The sequence below is a fragment of the Pseudarthrobacter sp. NPDC058196 genome (assembly GCF_042882685.1).
In the GTDB taxonomy this organism is placed as follows: domain Bacteria; phylum Actinomycetota; class Actinomycetes; order Actinomycetales; family Micrococcaceae; genus Arthrobacter.
Map to the genome: position 1 here is coordinate 19,818 of NZ_JBHVVN010000014.1, position 13,898 is coordinate 33,715.

Sequence of the window (13,898 nt, forward strand, 5' to 3'; positions counted from 1 at the left end):
TTGGCAGACCCCCCTTTATCGCGGCAATGCAGCCGACGGAATGATGAGCATCCGCAGGAACCAGGCCACGAGTTTCTCCAGGCCTACCGGGTGCGGAAGACACGGAAGTGCATCACGCAGCGGCCGTAGACAATCACGACGGCGGCGGGCGTAGTGGTCGATCCGCTGCTCGACGGGGGTGGAACTACCCTCGGGTCCCCTGGCGCTGTTGCGGCGGGCCGTTCCCGCGCAGGTCCTTTTCGAGCTCGCCCAGGCAGTAGTCCTTGAACCAGTGCCGGGTTCCGCGGGGGAGTTTGGGGTAGGCCACCGCCAGGACGCGCATGGTCCGGTCGAAGCGCCGTTCGTGCCGGTCGCTCCAGGCGAGGCCGAAGTCTTTCCGCAGCCCACCGGGAAGCAGCCCGGCGGTCAGGAACCGGGCGGAGGGCATCACGGCCCGGTACCAGAGGGCGGTGTTTTCCGGGTACAGCAGGCCACGGCCAACCTGGGCGCCTTCGGCTTCCACCCGCAGGGCGGCGAGCTGCTCCTGCCAGTAGCGGCCGAACGCGGCCCGGTCCTTGGGCCACATGGCCGCCGGAACCTGCAGCGCCGTGCCGATCCGTGCATAGTCCTGGTACATGGCGTCCGCGGCGGCGTCGTCGAGCGGGCCGTAGATCTTCTCGATCACGGTGAGCGCTGTGTCGTAGAGCGTGGCCGCCACCCAGAGCTGCAGCGCGGGATCGTAGGCGTTGTACCCGGCGGATGATTCGTCGGCCACGCGCTGCACGGGGGCGTGGGCCAGGTTCACCCTGCGGCGGACTTCGTGCACCTGCTCATCGGTTCCGTACACGACGGCGTAGACATAGGTGAGCGTGCCCTTAAGCCGGTTTACGGGGCGCTGGGTGAAGGTACTGTGTGCCGCCACCCCGCGGCCGATGGCGGGATTTGCCAGCTGCAACAGGATGGCCCGCCCCGCACCGGCGAGCAGGATGCCTTCCGCCCGGTAATCGGCCATTTCCTGCACCATGTGAAAAGGGTACCGGAGGGGCAGGACAGCAGGACGGGGCCTTTGTCCCGATTGCCCGGGCGGGCCCCTGCCGGCAGCGTCGGGCTAGTGCTGCACCGGCCGCAGCGACGTGATCATCTTCCTGATGTCCGCATATTCGGCTGTGCTCCGGTACTTCCGGGCGAGTTCCAGGTACGGGAGTGACGGGTCGGCGGGCGTCGCGTTGTTGTTGGGGTCGTAGGACGCACCGAACATGGCAGCGTTCGGGGGCCACCTGAAGAACTGGAAGATGGGGCAGGCGTCTGGTCCGCTGGCAGCGGGGCCTGACGTGATGCCGTAGCCGGCGGCCGGGGTGCTGTACAGGCCCGGGGTCGGGGCGTTTGCGCGGGATTCGAACACGAACTGCGGCACTGTTCCGCCCTGGATCAATGCCGGGACGGCAACGGTGTCCAGGATTTCGTAGGGGTACCTCTCGGTGCAGGTGGATCCGGTGGCCATGTTGGTCCTCAGCGTGGCCATCACCTTTCCGGCCTGGTTCGTTACCTCGGCGAAGGCCCCGCCGCCCTCGGCCAGTTCCCCCGCAGGGTCCTTGACGCGCCAGGCGGCGGGAAGATCGAACGCCATGGTGCCGTCCGCCGTCGTAAACGTGGTCCATTCCGCCGCGGCCGTGCCGGACGCTGATTCTGCGGGCGGGGAGGACGGAACGTCCGACGGCGTCGAAACGGCGGGCGTTCCGGTGGCACCTGCTGACGTGCCGGCAGCGCCGGAAACGGACGACGTCGGCTGCTGGCTCCCGAGCTGCGGCGAGCACGCTGCCAGGACAATCAATGCAAAAGACGCTGCGGCGGGCGCCTTGATGAACCTGCGCACCACACCTCCCCGGGCCCGACGATGACCCCTCAAGTGTGGCGCCGGAATCCTTGGCGGAGGAGGGCCAATGGACCTGACCCTCCCCCGCCGGGAAAGAGGCTTAGCGCTCCAGCAGCGACACGTCCCGGACGGCGCCCTTGTCAGCGGAGGTGGCCATGGCGGCGTAGGCGCGCAGGGCAGCGGAGACCTGGCGGTCCCGGTCCTTGGGCTTGTACCCGCCGTTGACTTCCAGTTTCTCGCGGCGCTCGGCCAGGATCTCGTCCGAGACCTCCAGCTGCATCGAACGCTGACTGATGTTGATGCTGATGATGTCGCCGTCTTCCACCAGGGCGATGGCACCACCGGAGGCAGCCTCCGGGGAGATGTGGCCGATCGACAGGCCGGAGGTACCGCCGGAGAAGCGGCCGTCCGTGATGAGCGCGCACTTCTTGCCCAGGCCGCGGCCCTTCAGGAAGGACGTGGGGTAGAGCATCTCCTGCATGCCCGGACCACCCTTGGGCCCTTCATAGCGGATCACCACCACGTCGCCCTCCTTGACCTGCTTGTTCAGGATCTTCTCCACGGCTTCGTCCTGGGATTCGCACACCACCGCCGGGCCCGCGAAGGTCCAGATGGATTCGTCCACGCCGGCCGTCTTCACCACGGCGCCGTCAACGGCTACGTTGCCGCGGAGCACTGCCAGGCCGCCGTCCTTGGAGTAGGCGTGCTCCACGGAGCGGATGCAGCCTTCCGCGGCATCGGTGTCCAAGGAGGTCCACTCGTTAGACTGCGAAAAGGCAGTAGAGGAACGAACGCCGCCGGGAGCCGCGTGCCACAGGGCCTTCGCTTCCTCCGTGGCTTTGCCGCCGCGGATGTCCCAGTCATCCAGCCAGCCGTCCAGGTCATCGGAGTGCACGGAGTGGACGTCCTTGTGCAGGAGTCCACCACGGTTCAGCTCGCCCAGCAGGGCCGGGATGCCGCCGGCGCGGTGCACATCCTCCATGTAGTAGGTCTTGTCCTTGGCGACGTTGGGTGCCACCTTTGCCAGGCAGGGCACCTGGCGGGATTTGGCGTCCATCTCGGCAAGGCCGTAGTCCACGCCGGCCTCCTGGGCCGCGGCCAGCAGGTGCAGGATGGTGTTGGTGGAGCCGCCCATGGAAATGTCCAGGGCCATGGCGTTGTCGAAGGCCTTTGCAGTGGCGATGGAGCGTGGCAGCACGGACTCGTCGTCGCCGTCGTAATAGCGCTTCACGAGTTCGACGACGGTGGAGCCCGCCTTCTCGTACAGCGCCTTGCGGGCGGTGTGGGTGGCCAGCACGGAGCCGTTGCCCGGCAGTGACAGGCCGATGGCCTCGGTGAGGCAGTTCATGGAGTTGGCGGTGAACATGCCGGAGCAGGAACCGCAGGTGGGGCAGGCGTTCTCTTCGATGAGGTTGATGTCGGCATCGGAGATGGACTCGTCAACGGCGTCGGCAATCGCGTTCACCAGGTCCAGGGAACGGACGGACCCGTCGGTCAGGGTGACGCGGCCGGCTTCCATGGGGCCGCCGGAGACGAAGACCACCGGGATGTTCAGGCGCAGTGCTGCCATGAGCATGCCCGGGGTGATCTTGTCGCAGTTGGAGATGCAGACCAGGGCGTCGGCGCAGTGGGCGTTGACCATGTACTCCACGGAGTCGGCGATCAGGTCGCGGGACGGCAGCGAGTAGAGCATGCCGCTGTGGCCCATGGCGATGCCGTCGTCCACGGCGATGGTGTTGAATTCGCGCGGCACGGCGCCTGCGGCCAGGATGGCGTCGGAGACGATCCGGCCCACGGGGGCGAGGTGGGTGTGTCCGGGGACGAATTCGGTGAAGGAGTTGGCGACGGCGATGATCGGCTTGCCGATGTCCGCGTTGGCGACGCCGGAGGCGCGCAGCAGTGCGCGGGCTCCGGCCATGTTGCGGCCGTGGGTAACTGTCTTAGAGCGAAGTACAGGCATGCTTACCATCCTGCGGGCATCGCCGCCCAGGGGGAAGATGCTCTTGCTACTAGTAGTGGGAGTACCAGAGTAATAGTATTTTCGGGTGACTGAACCAGGGCGACGCAAAGAACTCGGCCTCTTCCTCCGCGCCCGCCGGGACCAGGCGCTGCGGGCGGATTACGGGCTGCCGCCGATCGGCAGGGCGCGGGACCGGGGGCTGCGCCGCGAAGAGGTGGCGTTCCTTTCCGGCGTCAGCGTCACCTGGTACACCTGGCTGGAACAGGGCAGGGACATCAGCCCGTCCCGGCAGGTCCTGGAAGCGGTCAGCCGGGCACTGCATCTCTCGGCCACCGGCGTGGGCTACGTCCTGTCCTTGGGCGGGTACGCATCGGCGGCCTCTGCCGGCCCCGCGGCGGATTCTGCGCCGCCGCATATCCAGCGCCTGCTGGATGCGCTGGACCCCAACCCGAGCTTCGCGCTGTTCCCGGACTGGGGCGTGGCCGGCTGGAACAAGGCCTACGCCGCCCTGTTTCCGAACATCGCCACGGTGGCCCCGGCGGACCGCAACCTCCTGTGGCTGGTTTTCACCGATCCCTATGTCCGCGACCTCCTGCCGGACTGGGAGACCACCAGCAAGCGGTTCCTTGCCGAATTCCGCGCCGAAGCCGGGCAGCGGCTGGGCGATCCGGATATCCAGTACCAGGTGGACCGGCTCAAGGAGTCCAGCCCGGAATTCCGGCAGGGGTGGGACCTGTACGACATCCTGGGCTTCGAATCCCGCGAGCGCCTCTTTCACCACCCGTCCGTAGGCGTGCTCCAGTTGGAACACCACCAGGTGTCCCCCTCCGACCGGCCGGACCTCCATATCGTGGTGTACACCCCGGCCCCGGGCAGTGACGCCGCTGCGCAAATGAAGTCCTTGCTGGCGGGGGCCGGCTAAACAGTCCCCGCCAGGAACGCGAGCGCGGCGGCAGCCTGGGCCCGGGTGGCCACGCCGAGGGTGGGATCCACGGCGGGAAGGAACGACGGCGAGTGGTTGGCAGGGATGTCGGCGTCCACCGTGCCGTTCGCCACCGCCCGCCGGTAGGTTTCCGGGGGCACGGAGCCCACCATCCAGTACACGTACGGGATGCCGAACGCGTCGGGGATGCGGCTGAAGTCCTCGGATGCCGTCTGCGGGTTGGTGCGGTAGACGGCTCCGGCACCGAAGGTCCTGGTGAAGGCTGCGGTGACCCGCGCATTGGCCTCGGCGTCGTTGCTGGTCAGCGGGTATTGGTCGTAATACTCAAGCTCCGGCTCCCGGGGCGATCCCGCCGCGGCGCACTCGCCCCGCACAATCCGCTCTATGGCGGCGAGCATCTGGCTCCGTACTTCCAGGCTGTAGGTACGGAGGTTGAGCAGCAGCTCGGCCCGGTCCGGGATGATATTGGCCGTGGCCCCGGCCGTGACGGCGCCCACGGTCAGCACGGCGAATTCCCCCGGAGCCGTTTCACGGGACACCACCGTCTGCAGGCGGAGGACAATCGAGGCGGCCAGGACCACGGGATCCACTGATTTGTGCGGCATGGAGCCGTGGGCGCCGCGGCCATGGACGGTGATCCGCACGGAGTCCCCGGCCGACAGCACAGGCCCCGGGGTGGTGCCGATGGTGCCCGCCTCGGTGGGCATGACGTGCTGGGCCAGCGCAACGACCGGCCGCGGGATTCCGGCGGCCAGGCCGTCGTCGAGCATTGCCTGCGAGCCGGCCGCCGTCTCCTCCGCCGGCTGGAACAGCGCGGTGTAGGTGCCCTGCCAGGTGTCGCGGTGTTCGGCCAGGTATTTCGCCGCGCCCAGCAGCGCCACCACGTGCATGTCGTGCGCGCACGCATGCATCACGCCCGCGATGGCGGAGGCGTAGCTGGCCCCCGTGGCCTCGGTGACCGGGAGGGCGTCCATGTCCGCCCGGGCCAGGACACAGGGACCGGCCCCGTTGGCAAGGACTCCCGCCACACCGGTGCCGCCGAAGTGCCTCACATCGAAACCCCAGCGGGCCAGGTTCGCCGCAACGGCAGCGGAGGTCTGGTGTTCGGCAAGGCCGAGTTCCGGGTGCCGGTGGAACTGCTCGTAGAGCGGGACCTGCCAGGCCAGTTCCTGCTCGATGCCGGCCGTACCGTTTTCCGGAAAGTCCATCGAAGTTTCCTCCTGCTTGGCTCCGCCGCCCGTTCCGGCCACCGTAAGCAGCGCCGGCGGATGGTGTCCACGGGCAACCAAAAAGCGGCCTGCGAATAATCTTCAACCGCAGGCCGCTTTCGAGTCCAGGGACGCTAGGCCGGCACCCCCTGCCGTACCACGGCCGGCTCGAACTGCGCACCCGCGCCCGGGAATACCGGCACGTCAATCCGCGCGTGGGTGTGGATCTCGGTGACCGTGGCCTTGGTGTGCCGGGCAATCTGTTCCATGGTGGTGACCCACATGCCGTCCATTGCCTTCACCCGCTCGATCAGCTGCTCCAGGGCAACGGCCTTGGAGGGCCGGCCGGAGATGAACGGGTGGTTGGTCAGGACGAAGCAGCTGCCCTGGGAGTGGTGCGCCTCGGCTTCGAGGGTCCACATTTCCAGGACCTTGGCCGGGCTTTCGATGACGCCGCTGCCGGTCACACCGGGGTAGAAGGCGTACTGCTCCCAGTCGTCCAGGGTCCAGTCCACGGGAATCTCCACGATGTCCCGGGGATCATCGGCGGCGACGGCGAAGCGGTAGGGGGCATCGCCGTCGAGCAGGCTGGAATCGTAGAGGAAGCCGCGGTCCGCAAGGAGGCCCGGGGAGTGCCAGTTCAGTTCCCACCACGGCGCCCGGTACCCCACCGGCCGGACCCCGGCCACTTTCGCCAGGGCTTCGAGGCCACGGTCAAGGTAGCCGGCCTCGGTGGCGGCGTCGATGCCCTGCATCGGTTCGTGGAGGTAGCCGTGGTGCCCCACCTCGTGCCCGCCGTCGACGATCCGCCGGACCACGTCCGGGTAGGACTCGGCCGTGAAGCCGGGGATGAAGAAGGTGGCCTTGATGTCCTGGCGCTCAAGGATTTTCAGGAGCCGCGGCACGGCGACTTTGGGGCCGTAGGACTGGTGGGTCATCAGCGACATGCGCCGGGTGGCGGTGGGGTCGTGGGCGATGGTGCAGGATTCGGCGTCAACGTCGAAGGTGAAGGAGGCTGCGGCTTTGGCGCCGTCGGGCCAGGTGATGGGGTGCAGGGCGTCCGCGATGGCGGGCTGGTTCACGGGAAATCCTTTCGGCGGGCGCAGGGCGCCCGCCAGGTTTGGGAGGAGGAAAGCGTTTCGCTTAGAGGGCGGGAAGGGCAGGGGCGGCGTCCGCTTCCTTGCCGCCGGCTCCGGGAGCAGGGTCCACGGCGTTGGCCGTGCGGGGCTTCACTGCGAGGTACCGGATGTGCTGCCGCGGTCCGAGGATGGCGTACACCCCGGCACTGGTCAGTCCGCCGGCCAGCCAGGACAGGTCCCAGCCGCCCAGGGCCACGGCGATGGGGCCCTGCATGATGGGGATCAGTCCGTACATGAACAGCCAGGTGGCGAAGATGCCGGCCACGAGGGAGATAACACCGGCCCAGTTGACGCCGGGCAGACGCTTGGTGCCTACGGCGTCGAACAGGCGCTCGGGCTCACCCGGCCAGCGCTTGTCGAGCCAGAAGTAATGCACCAGCATGATTCCGCCCCAGGCGGCCACCCAGGCCACCAGGCCGATCAGCCAGGCGTCAAGCACCGCGGCGAAGTCCTCTTGGAAGATGAAGAAGACGACGGCGCCGAGCGAGAAGACGCCGACGAACAGGTTGAGCTTGCGGCGGCTGATGGAGATATCCAGGGCCTGGGTGGCCACCGAGAAGGTGTAGATGTTCAGGATGTTGGTGGCGATGGGGCCGTGGAGCACCATCAGCAGCACCGGCAGAGCCATGGCGCCGAAGTTGAGGACGATCAGCTTGCCGGGATCGATTTCTCCGGAGTTGGTGGCGAGGCTTGCACCCAGGACGCCGAGCCAGACCACCGGGATGAACTGGCCAAGGACGGAGGCGAGGTAGACCTTCTTCTTGGGGACGCTGGTGCTGACGAACCGGGAGTAGTCGGCGGCGTAGGTGAACCAGGTGATGCCCCAGCCGATGCCGATGGCCGTCATGACGGCACTCATGGCCGCGATCCGTTCCGAGCCTTCCAGGATGTGCCCGGCGGGTCCGGCGTAGCCCCAGTTGATGTCCATGCCGAACCAGGCGACGGCGGACATGACGGCGAGGATGAGGATGGTGGGCGGTACGGTCCATTTTTCGAAGGCCGCGATGGCCTTGTAGCCGAACCAGGCGATGGCCACTTGCAGGGCCATGATGAAGGTGGCGACGCCGATCTTCCAGGCGTAGTTGGGGGCTTCCGGGTCAACCCAGCCGAGGGTTCCGAAGAGTGCCATGACCAGGTCGAGGATGATCCAGGTGTTCACCGCGCACCAGCCGATGACCAGCAGGGCCTGGATGGCGGCCGGCAGGTAGTTGCCGCGGCGGCCGAAGGCGGCCCGGGCCAGGACCATGCCGGTGGCTCCGGTCTTTTGGCCCAGGAGGACGAAGCAGCCAAAGAGGAGCATGCCGATCAGGTTGCCCAGGACCAGGACGGTGACGGTGTCCGCCAGTCCGAGTCCCAGCTGGATACCGAGCGCCCCCAGCACCCAGTTGATGGGGGCCAGGTTGGCCCCCGCCCAGATCCAGAACTGGCCGGATACCTTGCGTGTGCGTGCTGATTCGGGGATGGGCTGCAGCCAGGCTTCGTGGTCCACGGCGTTGTGGTCCTGTCCGGCAGGGGCCGCGTGCCCGTGCGTTGCTGGTGAAAGCTTTTCTTGCATGGGGGCCTCCGTGAGGTGGATAAGTACTCAAAGGCTATGTGGCCCCCATCACAAGGAACAAGATACAATCTGTCGAACAGATTCCCCAACTACGTTACGGAATGTCGTGTCAGTGTTTCTTGGCGAAATACTCGCCCACCCCGCCCTTGCCGCCGCCGATCCCGTGCTCCATCCCCTGGGCGTGGTGGCCGATGCCCAGCCTGTGCGCTGGGTCCACTCCAGCGAAGTACTGGACATCGCTCCCCTGCTCCGCGGCGGCGAGCTGCTGCTCTGCGGCGGGATCACCCTTGCCACGGCCACCCCCGCCCGGCGCGAGGACTATGTCCGTGAACTGGCCCAGCGGGGTATCGCGGCGCTGGCCATCGAGACGGGGGGCGCCCTGCCGGAAATCCCGGCGGACATGCTCCGCAAGGCCGAGGAATACGGCCTTCCGGTGGTTGAACTGCGGAAGGTGGTGCCCTTTGTGGGCGTCATGCAGGCCATCAACTCCATGCTGGTCAGCGAGTCGGTGGGGCACCTGCAGCAGGCCGACGCCGCTACGCGCGCCATGGCGGCGGAGCTTGCCCACGGGGCCTCGCTGGACAAAATCCTGGGCGTGCTGGCGGGCATCACAGCTTCCGCCGTGCACCTGACCTCTCCGTGGGGAGTGACCATGGGCAGCGCCGTCCCGGAGGGGTGGAGCCGCGGGGTTGACGCGGACGCCGGGGACGGACCAGCGGACGACGACGGCTCCGGACCTGGCACTCACGGCAGCCTTGGCGGCGGGTCCGGGCGGCCCGGCGGAACGGCGGTCACCGTGGACATTCCCGTGCGCGGCGTCCTGATGGGCCGCCTTGAGGTCCGGGTGCCGGAAGTCGCGGACGTGGCGCTGGCGCAGGTGGCCGGGGAACGCTCCGTGGACATCCTCGGGCTGGCGCTGCTGCAGCACACTCCCCCAGGACTTCATGCCCTGGCCGGGGCCGAACTGATGCGGGCCGTGCTGAATTCCGCCCCGGAGTGGCGGCTTGAGCAACTGGCCCCCGGGGCCGGCTTTCCCACGGATTCCCCGGCAGTGGTGGCTGCAATCCATGCGGCGTCACCGCAGGAGCTGCGCGGCGCCGTCGAAACCTTCCTGAGCTCACGCCGGATTCCCTGCGCCGCGTACTTGGACGACGCCGAGCTGGTGGTGATGATCGGCCTGCCCTGCACCGATGCCGCCGGTGAGCGGCGGCAACTGCTGGAAGCGCTGAAGGGCCTGGCGGGGGACCCCGATGCGGTGATTGCCGTGGGGCCCTTGGCCGGTGGGGTGGCCGAGGCTTCGTGGTCGCTGGCCGAGGCGCGACGTGCCTTGGAGGTGCGCCAGATCCGGCGGCGGAACGCGTCGGCGCGCCGGCAGTATCCGGCCCGCGGCCTGGTGGTGGTGGATGCGGAGGATTCCGCCGTCGAAAGCCTGTCCCTGACCTGCCTGGACGCCTCGGCGCGGGAGGCGTTCGTGAACCGGCAGTTGCGGGCGGTCCTGGAGCATGACGCGCAGCGGCAGTCCCAGCTGTTGGAGACCTTGCGGGTGTGGCTGGACTCGGGGTGCAATACCGCGCAATCAGCCCGCGAACTGCACTTGGAACGGCAGTCCATGCACCACCGGCTGCAGCGGATTTTCGAGCTGTGCGGTGGCGACCCCCGCGGGACGGGGCGGCTGGCGGCATTGCATCTCGCTGCCCGGATGGCGGGGCTCCCCTGAGGAGCCCGGCCCGGTAAACCGGCCTCCCGAATCTCAAGTGCGGGGATCGCCCGCCTTGAAACTTGGTGCGCTCAGCGCCGGACGTCGTACCGGGCCAGGACCACGCCGTCAGGAAACGCCCGGGTCTCCACCAGCCTCAGCTGCACCCAATGGTCCAAGGCCGCAAAGAAGGGCGTCCCGCCGCCCACCAGGACCGGGTGGGTGACCAGCGCGTACTCGTCGATCAGCCCGGCCCGCATGGCCGCCGCGGCGAGCGTGGCACCGCCGACATCAATCTGGCCATCGGCTTCCACCTTGAGCCGCGCGATCTCCGGAACCGCATCGCCGATGACCAGGCGGGTATTCCAGTTGACCGGGCGGGTCCTCGAGGAAAACACCACCTTCGGCATGTCCCGCCAGCGGTGGGCGAACTCGATCTGCGCCGGCGTGGCGCCCGGCTCCTGGTCCGCGGCGGGCCAGTGGGAGCTCATCGTTCCCCACAGTTTGCGTCCGTACAAGGCCAGGCCCGTCGCCGCCACGCGGTCGGACCACCATTGGAACAGTTCGTCGCTCGGCATGCTCCAGCCGAGGTCGTCGCCGGGCGCGGCGATGTAGCCGTCCAGGCTGACGTTCATGGCGAAGGTGAGTTTGCCCATGGCGCCAGTCTCCCGCGGTCCCGCCAAGGTTGTACAGACCGCAACTGCCCGGGGTGGGCGCCCGGCCAGGCCCCGAAGAGGCCCGGGACACCCGTTCCCTCGTGTCCACATATTGAGACATTCTTGCTCAAATAATGGACAGATCGTTTAGCCTGCACTGTATGGCACCCACCCCGACAACCCCGGCGGACCTGCCGCCCTTCGTGGATACCGCGTGGCTCGAGGCGCACCGGAATGACGTCGTCATCGCTGATGCCCGTTGGTACCTTGGCGGCGCGTCGGGCCGCTCGGCGTACGACGGCGGGCACGTGCCAGGTGCAGTGTTCGTGGACTTGGACGCGTGGTTGTCTGGCGAGGCCGGACCGGACGGGTTGAACCCGCTTCCCGACCCCGACGTGTTTGCCTGTGGGATGTCCTCGCTGGGAATCGGCGACCGCACGGCTGTCATCGCCTATGACGATGCCGGCGGGGTCATCGCCGCGCGGCTCGTCTGGATGCTGCGCGCGACCGGGCATCCGGCAGCGCTGCTCGACGGCGGGATTGCCGCATGGACGGGACCGTTGGAGACAACGTCCGTGAAGCCAACCCCCGCGACGTTCAGGCCGGTCCCCTGGCCCGAGTCCCGCTTGGCCCGGCTGGAGGACATCACGGCAGGGCGCGCCGGGATCATCGTCGACGCCCGCAATGCCGACCGCTTCGACGGCACCCTCCAACTGCCTACCGATCCCCAGGCAGGACACATTCCGGGCGCAGTGAACGTCCCGTGCCGGGCGAACCTCTCCCCCAACGGACGCCTGCGCCCGGTCGCGGAGTTCGGGCTGCGTTCGCGAGGGCTGGGATCGATCACGCCGCCGCCGTCATCTCCTACTGCGGCTCAGGCGTTACGGCGTGCCACAACCTCCTCGCCCTTGAACACGCCGGACTTGGCCAGGGTCGGCTCTACGCAGGCGGCTGGTCGGAGTATGCCGCCGCCCCAGGACGCCCGGCAGAGCTGGGCTGACAAGCTGCAGAGCCCATGACTGCACCCTCATATCGATCTCCAGCCATGACTCCGCATTCGGACGTATGCTTGCCTGGCATTGCCCTGGGGGCCGGCGAACGGGCCCGGCCGGCCCAGCCGGATTCGAAAGGGCGCAATATGGCTGAGCGGGACACGTCGTCGGTAGGTGCGCCGTGCTGGGTGGATACCTGGCAACCGGACCCCAAGGCCGCCAAAGAGTTCTACGGCCAACTTTTCGGCTGGAGCTTCGACGAGGCAATTCCCATGTCGGGGGTTGACGGTGACTATTACCAGGCGCGCCTCGACGGACGCCCGGTGGCCGGAGTGGGGCAGGCCCCGCCACAGTCGCCTGCGGGCTGGCTGACGCACGTCCGGGTGGAAGACGTCGCGGAGGCATCGGCCCGCGCTGAACAGGCTGGGGGCCGGCAGCTTATGTCTTTCGGCGCCCACGCCCCCACCGCACTGGTTGCTGACTCCTCCGGTGTGCTGTTCTGCCTGCGGCAGGCAGGCGAAAAAGGCGGCGTTGAGCTTGCCGACCAGCCGAACTGCTGGGCGATGAGTTCCCTGCACACCCCGGATCTTGGAAAAGCCCGGGATTTCTACCGGACAATGTTCACGTGGGAGCTGAAGTCATCGCCGGACGCCCCCTTCTCGCTATGGCTTCTGCATGACCGGATGGTGGCAGTCGCCACCTCAACGGAGGGCGTCGACGTTCCGCCGAACTGGAGTGTGAACTTCGCAGTGGCCAATGCGGATACCACCGCCCACCGGGCCGTGGCATTAGGTGGCGGCATCCTCATGGAGCCCTCCAATACTTCGGGATTCCGGAGCGCGGTGATCAGCGACCCTTGGGGTGGCGTCGTCGCAGTCAGCGCGGTCACAGCGTGAACCAGGTGTTCACCCTTACCGCCTGAACAGGCAGGATCAGCTTGCCGGCCGGCCGCCCAAACGGGTGGTCACCTTGGCGGCGGCGGCCACGCAGGCTTCGGCCAGCCTCTCGAACTGCTCTTTCGATACCCGGAACCGCGGGGCCGGAATCAGGACGGCGGCCACCACGTCGCCGCGGTGGTCGCGGACCGGGGCCGCCACGCCCACTTCATCCATGGACGATTCACCGTAGTTGCCCGCCCACCCCCGCTGCACCACGTCCTGGAGCCGGGCCTCGTAAGCCGCCAGGCCGGCGTCGTCCATTCCGGGAAAGGTGATGGCTCCGCTCCGCAGCAGCTCACGCACCCGCTCGGCCGGCAGCGTGGACAGGAACACCTGGACGGAGGCGCTCATGGCGTCCCGGTACCGGGCGCCCAGCGGCGTGGTGTGCTTGATCTGGTGGTGGCTGGCGATCTGCTCCACGCAAATCGCTTCGTCCCCGTTCCAGAGCATGAGCGCACTGGTTTCGCCGGTCTGCTCGGCCAGTTGCCGCAGCACTGGGTACGCAACGCGCCGTTCCTCCATCTCGGCCAGCAGCGGCCCGGCGACGGCGATCAAGCCCAGGCCCAGCCGGAACCGCTTGGTTTCCGGGTCCCGTTCCACCAGGTTTTCCTGCTCGAAGGTGGCCAGGATCCGGGAGACACTGCTCTTGTGCATTCCCACCCGGTTGGCGATTTCCGTGACCCCCAGCAAGGGTTCGTCCGCGGTGAAGGTGCGCAGGACGGCGATGGCATTGACGACGACGGAGGCACCTTTGGCGTCCGTCCCGCCGTTGGTGCCGGTGCTGGTGCCTGTGCCGTTGCTGTCGGAAGGTGTTGCAGGAGTCATGGTGGACACCATCTTTCCTCATGGACGGCAGAAGCGGGGGGGGGGGGGCCGGGGGGGCCCGCGCCCGGCGGGGTGGTGTTTGTGGTGGGGTTTGTTTTTGGGGTGGGAAGCGGCCACAATGGTGTTTTTTAGAA

At 67.9% G+C, this 13,898-nt stretch carries 12 protein-coding genes; 4 read left to right on the plus strand and 8 right to left on the minus strand.

Translation table 11 applies throughout. From position 1 onward, the window contains the following. Window positions 1-184: 184 nt before the first annotated feature. From ACFVVC_RS18750 to ilvD, 3 genes are all read right to left on the minus strand, one after another. Window positions 185-1,003 carry an oxygenase MpaB family protein gene (locus ACFVVC_RS18750; RefSeq protein WP_387456688.1) on the minus strand — a complete coding sequence of 273 codons (819 nt, stop codon included), beginning with the start codon at window positions 1,001-1,003 and terminating at the stop codon, window positions 185-187. A gap of 84 nt (window positions 1,004-1,087) precedes the next feature. Continuing rightward, complete coding sequence (locus ACFVVC_RS18755; RefSeq protein WP_387456691.1) at window positions 1,088-1,852, minus strand: hypothetical protein; 765 nt, start codon at window positions 1,850-1,852, stop codon at window positions 1,088-1,090. 100 nt (window positions 1,853-1,952) lie between these two features. Continuing rightward, window positions 1,953-3,812: a dihydroxy-acid dehydratase gene (ilvD, locus tag ACFVVC_RS18760; RefSeq protein ID WP_387456694.1), complete on the minus strand. Its 1,860-nt coding sequence runs from the start codon at window positions 3,810-3,812 to the stop codon at window positions 1,953-1,955. Window positions 3,813-3,897: 85 nt separating this feature from the next. On the opposite strand from ilvD, the gene ACFVVC_RS18765 reads away from it, so the two are divergent. After that, window positions 3,898-4,734, plus strand: coding sequence for a helix-turn-helix transcriptional regulator (locus ACFVVC_RS18765; protein WP_387456697.1), 837 nt, complete (start codon window positions 3,898-3,900; stop codon window positions 4,732-4,734). Here the strand turns inward: ACFVVC_RS18765 and ACFVVC_RS18770 are convergent. The 3 genes from ACFVVC_RS18770 to ACFVVC_RS18780 form a co-directional block, all read right to left on the minus strand. Continuing rightward, the gene (locus ACFVVC_RS18770) at window positions 4,731-5,963 is read right to left on the minus strand and encodes an amidohydrolase (protein ID WP_387456700.1); all 1,233 of its coding nucleotides are present in this window, start codon (window positions 5,961-5,963) and stop codon (window positions 4,731-4,733) included. The genes ACFVVC_RS18765 and ACFVVC_RS18770 overlap by 4 nt on opposite strands. 134 nt (window positions 5,964-6,097) lie before the next feature. Beyond that, window positions 6,098-7,045, minus strand: coding sequence for a polysaccharide deacetylase (locus ACFVVC_RS18775; RefSeq protein WP_387456703.1), 948 nt, complete (start codon window positions 7,043-7,045; stop codon window positions 6,098-6,100). 61 nt (window positions 7,046-7,106) lie between these two features. Continuing rightward, window positions 7,107-8,657 (minus strand): purine-cytosine permease family protein, encoded by a 1,551-nt coding sequence (locus ACFVVC_RS18780; protein ID WP_387456705.1) that lies wholly within the window; start codon window positions 8,655-8,657, stop codon window positions 7,107-7,109. Between the two features lie 106 nt (window positions 8,658-8,763). Here ACFVVC_RS18780 and ACFVVC_RS18785 point away from each other — a divergent pair, with 106 nt between their 5' ends. Next, window positions 8,764-10,374, plus strand: coding sequence for a PucR family transcriptional regulator (locus ACFVVC_RS18785; protein WP_387456707.1), 1,611 nt, complete (start codon window positions 8,764-8,766; stop codon window positions 10,372-10,374). A gap of 71 nt (window positions 10,375-10,445) precedes the next feature. On the opposite strand, the gene ACFVVC_RS18790 is transcribed toward ACFVVC_RS18785, so the two are convergent. Next, a complete protein-coding gene (locus ACFVVC_RS18790) occupies window positions 10,446-11,009 on the minus strand; it encodes a dihydrofolate reductase family protein (protein WP_387456710.1) in 564 nt (187 codons plus the stop codon). A 161-nt stretch (window positions 11,010-11,170) separates the two neighbouring features. Between ACFVVC_RS18790 and ACFVVC_RS18795 the strand changes: the two genes are divergently transcribed. Both ACFVVC_RS18795 and ACFVVC_RS18800 read left to right on the plus strand, forming a co-directional pair. Beyond that, complete coding sequence (locus ACFVVC_RS18795) at window positions 11,171-12,028, plus strand: sulfurtransferase (RefSeq protein ID WP_387456713.1); 858 nt, start codon at window positions 11,171-11,173, stop codon at window positions 12,026-12,028. 119 nt (window positions 12,029-12,147) lie between these two features. Next, on the plus strand, window positions 12,148-12,897 hold the full coding sequence (locus ACFVVC_RS18800; RefSeq protein ID WP_387456716.1) for a VOC family protein: 750 nt from the start codon (window positions 12,148-12,150) through the stop codon (window positions 12,895-12,897). 36 nt (window positions 12,898-12,933) lie between these two features. Here ACFVVC_RS18800 and ACFVVC_RS18805 read toward each other — a convergent pair whose 3' ends face one another. Further along, complete coding sequence (locus tag ACFVVC_RS18805; RefSeq protein ID WP_387456719.1) at window positions 12,934-13,776, minus strand: IclR family transcriptional regulator; 843 nt, start codon at window positions 13,774-13,776, stop codon at window positions 12,934-12,936. Window positions 13,777-13,898 lie beyond the last annotated feature (122 nt).